Raw genomic sequence first — 8,639 nt, 5'->3', positions numbered from 1 at the left:
TCCCCCTCGTATAGTACTAGTAAGAGCTCTTTCTAGAAGAATTTCCAGTTGATCCGGATCCTCTAAAATTCACTCTAGATTCCTATAGGTTATCAAGGTTAGCCTTTCGGCTTCCCCATCTTAAATATTTTAGTTTTACCCTTGTTTCACCCACCTGATGGGGAAGCCGAGGTAAAGTTCAAACTATCAATAATAGATTAATGTGTTGTTCTTATTTCGCAGGGGGATAGTTTCCCTACTGCTTCTTTGAAATGCCTTTAACTGAATATCGAGAAATGGCGGAGAATGGAGGAAGCTCCAGCGTTTTACTCCGTCATTTTTTTATAGCGTTCATAGACCTGCTCATGGGACAATGGAACCGACAGGATCGTATCAGGATATTGCTTCTCCCCCTTGCGGACACTTTGGTGTACTGCTTCATAAGCCTGCTACCCATGGTTCATTATTGAAGGTCTAACCACTGGTTGCGCCGCCGTAAAAGAAGTGAGTGTAGCGCTCATGATGGACTTCTTTTCTTTGAGTGCTGATGACGAGGAAGACATCGATGATTCCCGTGGGCACCCAGGTCTGAACGTTCTTGATTAACTTACATACTGGAGGTGATTGGTATGTCACAAATGCTTGTTGGTGTAGATGTAAGCTTGAAGTCCCATCATGTCCATTTCATGAAGGAGGACGGGTCCACACTCGCCGACTTTTCTGTTTCTAATGATCAAACCGGGGCCGAAACCCTGATCAAACGAATGCTAGAAACTGCGGAAAAAAGTCAGGCCAACCAATTGAAGATTGGGATGGAAGCCACTGATCTTTACAGTTGGCACCTTGCCCATTATCTACAAGACCAAATGAAAGGCTATGAACCTAAGTTTCAAGCCTCTATCTACGTACTAAATGCGAGAAAAGTCGCTCGTTTCAAAAAAGGGTATGATTCTCTTGTAAAAAACGATCGCATAGATGCCTGGGTCATCGCTGACCACTTGCGCTTTGGCCGACTGCCAGCCCAAATGAAAGATGCCATACAATATGAAGCTCTTCAGCGCTTAACGCGAACAAGGTTTCATTTTATGCGGGAGATTGCCCGAAATAAAACGTATTTCCTTAACCAGCTCTTTTTAAAGTTCAGTGGACTGAGACAGGATAATCCATTTTCAGATAAATTCGGAGCTACGAGTATGGCTGTCATGGAGGAACTAGAGCCCGAAACGATCGCTGAAATGAGCCTCGAGGAACTCGTCGAGTTCCTGCAAGATAAAGGAAAAAACCGATTTGAAAAGCCAGAGGAAATCGCAAAATACCTTCAAAAGTTGGCTAGATCATCTTACCGGCTGAATAAGGCTATGCAGGACCCCGTAAATATTTCGATGTCTGTTACTTTAAGTACCATTCAACATATCGAGTCACAGGTAAAGCGTCTGGATAAAGAAATTGCCAAGTTAATGAAAGGCATACCGCAAACCCTAACGTCTGTAAAAGGAATTGGAGACGTTTATGCGGCAGGGTTGATAGCTGAAATTAGCGATATAAAGCGATTTAAAGATCATCATGCCTTAGCGAAATATGCAGGTTTGGTATGGAACCAGAACCAATCAGGCGAATTCGAATCCCAGGAAACGGCTAGAATGAGGACAGGTAATAAATACCTGCGTTACTACCTTATTCAAGCTGCCGATAAGATCCGAAAGTACGACTCTGAATATAAAGCTTTTTACACAAAGAAGTACGATGAAGTTCCAAAACATAAACACAAACGCGCTCTCGTCTTAACCGCAAGAAAACTGGTACGATTGGTGTTTTCGCTACTACGCACCAATCAGTTGTACACACCACCCGAAAGGAGAGATTAAAACTTCTCATTCACACCCTTTCAAACACCCAGCTTCACACTTGAAAGTATTGGTAAAAAATTGAAAATAGTGTGAGGTTTATTAGGTATACTCTTTTTTAAACACTTTTCAATGAAAGACAATATTAATTTCCAATTCATTGAATTTTAGTGCTTGACATATTACCACTGGGCTTATCTTCATTAAGAAATGCTTCAACCTGTTCTCTAGTCGGCATACCGCTTTGTGCACCTAGTTTGGTCACGGCTAAAGCACCGACGGCAACAGCAAATGAACAAGCTTCTTCGATTGTTTTTCCTTCGCTTAGTGCTACAGCAAAAGCACCATTGAAGGAATCGCCTGCTCCTGTTGTATCAACTACTTCAACTTTATAACTGCTAATATTCTTTTCTAACCCATTTTCATAAAAAGAGACACCTTCCGCCCCTTTTGTAATGATGAGCTTTTCATGCAGGTTTTTAAGATTACTAGCTTTTAAAAGTTCTACTGCTTCATATTCATTTGGCGTAATGTAATCAACTAGTTGTAGTAACTCTTCCGGCAGATCTTGGTACGGAGCCGGATTTAGAATGACGCGGACTCCATGCTTTTTCGCGAGTTCTGCTGCTTTTATTACAGACTTTAATGGAATCTCAAGCTGCAGCAGCATCGTGTCATTTTTTGCAATAACATCTTCATACTTCTCAACCAACTCTTCTGTTACACAATCATTTGCTCCAGGTACGACGATAATACTATTGTCGTGATTTGCGATGGTAATCGATGCAATCCCTGTTTCTTTATGTGTAACCGGTTCCACATTTCCGGTAAAAATTCCCTGATTCTGTAGATGATGAAGAAGTTCTTTCCCAAAACTATCATTTCCTACCGCACCAATCATCGTAACATCAGCATTTAATCTCGCCGCCGCCACTGCTTGGTTAGCACCCTTTCCACCAGGGTTGGTCGTAAAGGAAGTACCTAAAACCGTTTCACCCAGTCTTGGTACCGCCTGTGTCTGTGTGACCAAATCCATATTAATACTTCCGATAACCACTATCTTATTTGACGCCATATTCCCTCACCTCTTTAAACTCACTCTTGTTGATTGGCGTTCGACTAACTGAACCTGAAATACTTGTTTCGTGTTGATAACTTCTTTCTTTTCTATAAAATCGAGCAGCATTCGTGCTGCCGTTGTCCCCATTTCATAAATCGGCTGTGCCATTGTGGTTATTTCAGGACTGGTTGTCTTGCAAAGTGCAATTCCATCAAAACCAATGATCTTGAGATCCTCTGGCACCTTTAAGCCTAATCTTTCTGCAGCCTTTAAAACGCCAATGGCCATCATGTCATTTCCAGCAAAAATTCCATCGATCTCGGGACTTTTCTTTAAAAGTTCTGATGTCACGCCAATTGTTTTTTCAATGCTGTAGCCACCATTTATTACAAGCTTTGGATCGTATAAACCTTGGTCTTTGGTTACGTCTGTAAAGCCTTTGTAACGTTCTTCCGCATTGTTTATGTGATGGGGTCCACGAATATGGGCAATTTGTCTGCACCCAAGTTCTAGTAAGTATTGTGTTGCCTGTTTGGCTCCCGTATAGTTATTTGAATACACAGCTGGGATTTCTGGATGAATGCTGCGATCCAGTGCTACCAGCGGGATATTATGATCCTCGACATGCTCAGCTTTCAAGGTACTCGTGACGACAATAAAACCATCGACATACTTTTGTTTAAGTGCGTCCAAGTATTTCTGTTCTTTATGGAAATCGTCATCAGAGTTGCAGAGAATTAACGTATAACCTTCGCTATTCGTAACGTCCTCCACTGCCCTAGCTAATTCAGGGAAGAAGGGGTTTTTTATGTCTGGAACGATCAGTCCGATCATTTTCGATTTTTTCTTAAACAAACTGCGTGCCACCGCATTTGGTTTATAGTTCAGTTTTTCGATCGAAGACATTACCCGCTTTCTAGTATCTTCATTAACATATCCCTTGTTATTTAGCACCCTTGAAACCGTAGCAACCGAAACACCCGCTTCTTTTGCTACTTCTTTTATCGTCGCAATCACAATCACCCCAAATCCAAAGACAATGTAAGCATTATTTTATATAAAATTGATATTCATATGTTGTTTATATATGTAACCGGTTACATGTTTAACGAAAAAATAAATAGTTTTAAAAACTATTATTGTGTAACCCGTTACATACACAGTATAGAACATCAATCTTAATTCTGTCAATATAGTTATTATGCTTTTTTAAAAATTGGTTTTAATAGTTTCTATTATATTAGAATACAACTATTTTGGACTGTGCTTTGCTGTATGGTGCGACTGCTGTCTGAATCCCATTCGTATTCAGACTCGTTCTGGCTTATTGGTGCTCTTCTTGTCTGAATCAACCACTTCTTCGGACTATGCTTGGCTATTTAGTGATTGCCCTGTCCGAATCAACTCTGAATTCAGACTGTATATCGCTGTCAGGTAAGCCTCTTGTCCGAATCGCGTTCGTATTCAGACTTGTCATGGCATTTTGGCGAATTTCTTGTCGGAATAACCCTCTTTTTCGGACTCCATTTTTCAAGTTGATGAAGCTTTTGTCTGAATCCTTGATAAATACGCTGTTTCTTAGACCAAGCTAATCAATATCTTCTATCTATTTTATTTTATTAAAAAATCACTCGCGATCGACTCAACAAACAGTTGTTTGAGTTAATGGCGAGTGATAGTCATAAGTAAATGACAGTAACAAATTCAGTCATGCAGCTATTAGCTTCTGCTGCCTCAAATCAAGCGTTTTGCTTATTTGCAAATTCCTCAACAAGCTTGCGGCGCAGAACCTTGCCTACAAACGTCTTTGGAATTTCGTCGCGGAACTCAATTCCTCTTGGAACTTTGTACCTGGCCATGCGCTCTTCACACCAGCTAAGCAATTCATCTTCTGTAAGGGTTGATCCTTCTTTTAAGACAACAACAGCCAGCAATTTTTCACCAAGATACGCATCCGGGACACCAAATACACAGGTTTCGGCTATGTCTGAATGCTGATATAAAACATCCTCCACTTCTGCAGGATAAATATTTAATCCTCCAGCAATGACCATGTCTTTTTTCCTTCCTACTATAAAATAATAGCCATCTTCATCTCGTATCGCAATGTCACCGGTATAGAGCCAGCCATCGCGAATCGTTTCCGCTGTTTCTAGCGGTTTGTTCCAATACCCTTTCATGATCTGCGGCCCTTTTACAATCAGTTCGCCTTCTTCTCCATTAGGCATTTCCTTCAGACCTGTTTCCAAATCAACAATTTTAGCCTCTGTCTCAGGCAGCGGCATGCCCACGCTGCCAATTTTCCGTTTTCCGTTCAATGGAGTTCTTGTTGCAGATGTCGTGACTTCTGATAATCCGTATCCTTCAAAAATGATCGCGCCTGTTTTTTCTTCTAACTGCTTGATAACTTCAACCGGCAGTGGTGCAGATCCAGCAAGTAAGAGTTTGAAGCAAGACAAATCGTATTGCTCTAAATCTGGGTGGTTCAGTAAAGCAATATACATGGTAGGAGCACCGACGAAAAAGGTCGGTCGATATTCTTTAATTAGCTCCAGCAATGCTTTTGTATTAAATTTTTCAAGAATGATGTAGGTGGCTGCTATACAAACTAATGCATAATTCATGTTTGTCATAGCCATTGCATGTGTCAATGGCGCAATTCCCAAAAGCCTTTCCTCACCTTTTTTAATGACGGGAGCGTAGATGGCACCTGTTTGGTGAATATTACAAAGAACGTTAAAATGAGTGAGCATTGCTCCCTTTGACTTTCCTGTGGTCCCTCCTGTATATTGAAGAACCGCAACGTCCTCTTTCGCAATTATTTGTAGAGGCGGAAGCTCCTTAATCTGTTCTGTTAACAGAATTTGATCAACTCCATTTTTATCCTTTGTAAAAATAACGCTCATATTATTAGTATTGGTGATTTTATCCAGTTTTTCGGATTGATGTTCTTGACAGATAAACCATTTCGGAGTGGAATCGTCAATAATATATTGTAACTCCGACGTTTGGTACAGAGGATTAACTTGAACAACGGTACCGCCTAACCGTTGTGTCGCGTAATAGGAAATAACATAATGAATGCCATTCGGTAACATCAACCCTACTCGGTCACCCTTTTGAAATCCTTTCTGTACTAGATGGGAAGCAAAGGTGTCGACCCATGTCTTTAGCTGTGTATATGTACACTGAATGGATCCATCGATAACGGCTATCCTGTTCGGATATTCTTGAACTGATTTTTCCAGCATTTCATAAATCGAGGTCTCCGATAAGTAATCAAATGTGCTCAATTTTGTACCCCTCTCTCTTCTTATTCAGCAGAAACTCTATCATATTATGTAGATAAGCAACCAGTTTCAATCTGGTTGCTTATCGCTATCTATTAAACTAGCGGCTCATACGGGAAGACATCTTTCGTTACTTCTAGCGGCGTAAAGCTATTTTGCAGTGATGATTTGATTTTATCAATACTTTCAACAGACCAGCCTTCAGCATTGTACACAGAACGAACTGGACGCGGCTGAGAAAATAAGACAATTTCTTTTCCTCTTACTCCAAAAATTTGGCCTGTTACATCACTTGCTTGCTCAGAAGCTAAGAACGCAACAACTGGCGCAATATGAGCTGGTGACATTTGCTTCATTTTTTCCACGCGGGCTTGTTCGCTTTCATCATTAGTTGGAATTGTGCCGATTAATCTGCTCCAAGCAAATGGTGCGATCGCATTAGCTGTTACATGATAACGGGACATGTCTAACGCCGTACTCTTTGTCAGACCCCAGATTCCCATTTTTGCAGCTGCATAGTTCGCCTGACCAAAGTTTCCGATTAAGCCGGAAGTCGATGTGAAGTTAATGAAGCGACCGCTCTTTTGTTCTTTAAAAATAGGTGCCGCCTGTCTTGTCATATTGAAAGAACCTTTTAAGTGGACCGCAATGACTGCATCAAATTCTGCTTCTGTCATTCTATGAAGAATGCGGTCTCTTAAAATACCTGCGTTATTGACGACGATATCTAACTGTCCAAAAGAATCTATCGCTTGTTGAACGATTTTTCCAGCACTTTCATATTCTGCAACAGAGTCGTAGTTTCCGACGGCTTCTCCGCCTGCGGCTTTGATTTCTGCCACCACTTCATCAGCAACTTTAGTATCATTTCCTTCTCCATCAGGGCCTCCGCCTAAATCATTTACAACTACCTTTGCCCCTTCTTTCGCAAGAAGCAAGGCAATTTCTCTTCCAATCCCGCGTCCTGCCCCTGTAACAATAGCAACCTTATTTTCTAAATTCTTCATGATTATCCAACCTTTCTATATTAGTTATTTATAAACCTAATCTTTTAGAAATTATGACTTTCATGATCTCGTTAGTACCAGCAAAAATAGAAGTAATTGGGATATCTCTGTAGCGCTTGGCAATTTTATACTCTTCCATATACCCATAGCCGCCATGCAGCTGCATACATTCTACAGAAACACGTTTGGCCATATCGGTAATCCACCATTTCCCCATCGAAACTTCCGTGACAATATCTACACCTGCCATATGTTTTCCGATTAAATCATCAACAAACGTTCTGGCGATTTGGATATCTGTTGCCATTTCAGCAATCTTAAATTGGGTATTTTGAAACTTGGAAATCGGCTTTCCGAATGCCTCACGTTGTTTTACATAGTCTATGGTGAGCTGAAGCATGTCCTCTGCCGCCACTAAACTATTGATACAAGCAACGAGTCTTTCCTGCTGCAGCTTTGTCATCAAATAATAGAAACCCTGGCCTTCTTCTCCAAGAAGATTTGTGACAGGAACTCTAGCATCTTCAAAAATAAGTTCGGCTGTGTCTTGAGCGTGCATGCCTACTTTATTTAGTTTTCTTCCTCTGGAAAATCCCGGTGTATCACGTTCAACTAAAATCAAGCTGATTCCACGATGAGCAGGTTTCGCATTAGGATCTGTTTTACAGGCAAGAACAATGACGTCTGACTGGATCCCATTGGAAATAAACGTTTTCTGCCCATTTATAATATAGTGATCACCGTCTTTGACCGCTGTTGTGCGAATGCTGGCTAGATCTGAACCTGCCCCTGGTTCTGTCATTGCAACAGCCGTGATGATTTCACCTGATACACATTTAGGCAAAAACTTCTTCTTGTTCTCTTCTGATGCGAATGAAGCAATATAAGGAACGATGATATTGCTGTGTGTACCAATTCCAGTTGATAAACTTGCCCCGACTCTTGAGAGTTCTTCGCTAAGAATGGCAGCAAACCCGAAATCAGCATTCATTCCGCCATATTCTTCACTTACCCAAGGACAAATGAACCCGTTTTCGCCCATTTTTGTCCAAAAAGAACGCGGGACTTGACGATCTTCTTCCCATTGCTCATAATTAGGCACTGCTTCTTTTTCCAAAAACTTTCTCAGCGAATCACGAAACATATGGTGTTCGTCTGTATAAAAAGAGACATTGCCCTTCTGATTTCCTAGTACCATTGCCATATCGTATCCCCTCCATAAAATATAATTAGTCTTTTCGTTCTGATGGCGCTTTCAATTTGAGTTGTTGGAGATCCATAAATATACATTTTCTTTGGAGGATTAATAGATGGTTTGCTTATGATTTCCCCATAGTTATGTAAAAACTTCTTCGTACTTAAATAGGTACATCCTCTTGATGATGATTTTATATATAAAAAATTTTTGTGTCAATAAAATATTCTGAAAAGTTTATATTATTAAAAAACATAAAGTATT

At 40.6% G+C, this 8,639-nt stretch carries 6 protein-coding genes; 1 reads left to right on the top strand and 5 read right to left on the bottom strand.

Going from position 1 to position 8,639, the window contains the following annotated elements; genetic code table 11:
- Window positions 1-608 precede the first annotated feature (608 nt).
- The gene (locus CZ487_RS14005; protein WP_077210804.1) at window positions 609-1,844 is read left to right on the top strand and encodes an IS110 family RNA-guided transposase; all 1,236 of its coding nucleotides are present in this window, start codon (window positions 609-611) and stop codon (window positions 1,842-1,844) included.
- 136 nt (window positions 1,845-1,980) lie between these two features.
- On the opposite strand, the gene rbsK is transcribed toward CZ487_RS14005, so the two are convergent.
- The 5 genes from rbsK to CZ487_RS13980 form a co-directional block, all read right to left on the bottom strand.
- Entirely contained in the window at window positions 1,981-2,898 is a 918-nt protein-coding gene (rbsK, locus tag CZ487_RS14000; RefSeq protein WP_077212910.1) for a ribokinase, read from the bottom strand.
- 6 nt (window positions 2,899-2,904) lie between these two features.
- Entirely contained in the window at window positions 2,905-3,897 is a 993-nt protein-coding gene (locus CZ487_RS13995) for a LacI family DNA-binding transcriptional regulator (protein ID WP_077215322.1), read from the bottom strand.
- Window positions 3,898-4,622: 725 nt separating this feature from the next.
- Window positions 4,623-6,176, bottom strand: a complete 1,554-nt coding sequence (locus CZ487_RS13990; protein ID WP_084783271.1) for a long-chain-fatty-acid--CoA ligase — start codon at window positions 6,174-6,176, stop codon at window positions 4,623-4,625.
- Window positions 6,177-6,268: 92 nt separating this feature from the next.
- Window positions 6,269-7,180: an SDR family NAD(P)-dependent oxidoreductase gene (locus tag CZ487_RS13985; protein ID WP_077212906.1), complete on the bottom strand. Its 912-nt coding sequence runs from the start codon at window positions 7,178-7,180 to the stop codon at window positions 6,269-6,271.
- Window positions 7,181-7,208: 28 nt separating this feature from the next.
- Window positions 7,209-8,384: an acyl-CoA dehydrogenase family protein gene (locus CZ487_RS13980; protein WP_077212905.1), complete on the bottom strand. Its 1,176-nt coding sequence runs from the start codon at window positions 8,382-8,384 to the stop codon at window positions 7,209-7,211.
- Window positions 8,385-8,639: the final 255 nt, after the last annotated feature.

Source organism: Robertmurraya dakarensis, from assembly GCF_900156875.1.
GTDB classification, from domain to species: domain Bacteria; phylum Bacillota; class Bacilli; order Bacillales; family Cytobacillaceae; genus Robertmurraya; species Robertmurraya dakarensis.
Note: the sequence above shows the minus strand (reverse complement) of the source record. Positions and strands in the feature narration are given on the sequence as shown.

Bases quoted from the DNA above. Each gene is read 5' to 3' on its own strand.
- CZ487_RS14005 (WP_077210804.1), top strand. From the start codon at position 609: ATGTCACAAATGCTTGTTGGTGTAGATGTAAGCTTGAAGTCCCATCAT.
- rbsK (WP_077212910.1), bottom strand. From the start codon at position 2,898: ATGGCGTCAAATAAGATAGTGGTTATCGGAAGTATTAATATGGATTTG.
- CZ487_RS13985 (WP_077212906.1), bottom strand. From the start codon at position 7,180: ATGAAGAATTTAGAAAATAAGGTTGCTATTGTTACAGGGGCAGGACGC.
- CZ487_RS13980 (WP_077212905.1), bottom strand. From the start codon at position 8,384: ATGGCAATGGTACTAGGAAATCAGAAGGGCAATGTCTCTTTTTATACA.